Source organism: Reyranella soli, from assembly GCF_007992495.1.
GTDB classification, from domain to species: domain Bacteria; phylum Pseudomonadota; class Alphaproteobacteria; order Reyranellales; family Reyranellaceae; genus Reyranella; species Reyranella soli.
Window position 1 is genome coordinate 1 of sequence record NZ_BKAJ01000379.1, and the last position, 945, is coordinate 945.

Consider the following 945-nt stretch of genomic DNA (forward strand, 5'->3'; position numbering starts at 1 on the left):
GTTGATCTCTTGGATGGGAGAAACCTTGTTGGGCTTGAAGGCGCCCCAGGCACGCACAATGTGCGGGCGCTCCGAGCGCCGCGTCACGGTCAGCGTTACACGCTTCCGGCTCTCGCCTACACGGACATAGGTAGGTTCCATCCTGGCCGTATTGTGCCCCGAGGAGCGCCGTGGCGACGTTCAAAGTTGTACACCGCGCCCGATTTAGGGTCCCCCCAGGGCTGATGGTCCTTTGATTTCAGGACCCAGAAGTTTGGCGTGGATACGTGTAGGGTGGAAGACCGGTACCGGCTGTTACGTTCCCATGAGTGACCCGGTGCCGGTCTTCCTGACTGCGTGGCGGGAGTGTAAGAGCAGAGCGGGGGCCAAGCTCTCGCGTCCAAGCAGCCGTACGTTTGAATGCCGATTGGAACCTGCGGTTGCCGCCGAGTTCCGTGAGCCGGCGCCGCCCCAGCGCGGCGCGACCGCTTCAGGAAGCGCCATGATGTGCATTAGCGAACAGCGCGCACTCTGAAAATCTCTAGTGTCGTGGCATCGCTGGTTTCAGCCCACATCGAGCGCCGGCGGCAGAGAGAGCCCACGATGCACTCCCGCTCGCATGGAGCATCAACCGGTGGAGACCGCCGTGGGCTGGCTGCGTTTGCTAACGGGAATGCGTAACGGTTTGCGCGGCGCGAGAAGCGGTGGCGGGATGTTGCTCGTCATGATGGCCTTGGCCGGTCTGCTGCCCCAAAAGCCCACAAAAGGCACTGACAGCAAACGCCTGTAGCAACACACCATGCACCCGCCAAGCACCAGCGGCTCAGCGGCCGCCCTGGATCGGCGCGCCAAGGAAGATGGCTGGCGTGCAGCGGCAAGCGTCACGACGGCACGAATGCCAAGCCACCGGCATGCCGTTATCAGGCAGGTGCCCGTCGGACGATTTACTCGCGGATGATCACGTTC

General features: G+C 62.9%; 1 protein-coding gene. It reads left to right on the forward strand.

What is annotated here, in order from left to right; translation table 11 throughout:
• Positions 1 to 625 precede the first annotated feature (625 nt).
• On the forward strand, positions 626 to 769 hold the full coding sequence (locus RSO01_RS48260) for a hypothetical protein (RefSeq protein WP_170303906.1): 144 nt from the start codon (positions 626 to 628) through the stop codon (positions 767 to 769).
• The last annotated feature ends 176 nt before the right edge of the window (positions 770 to 945 follow it).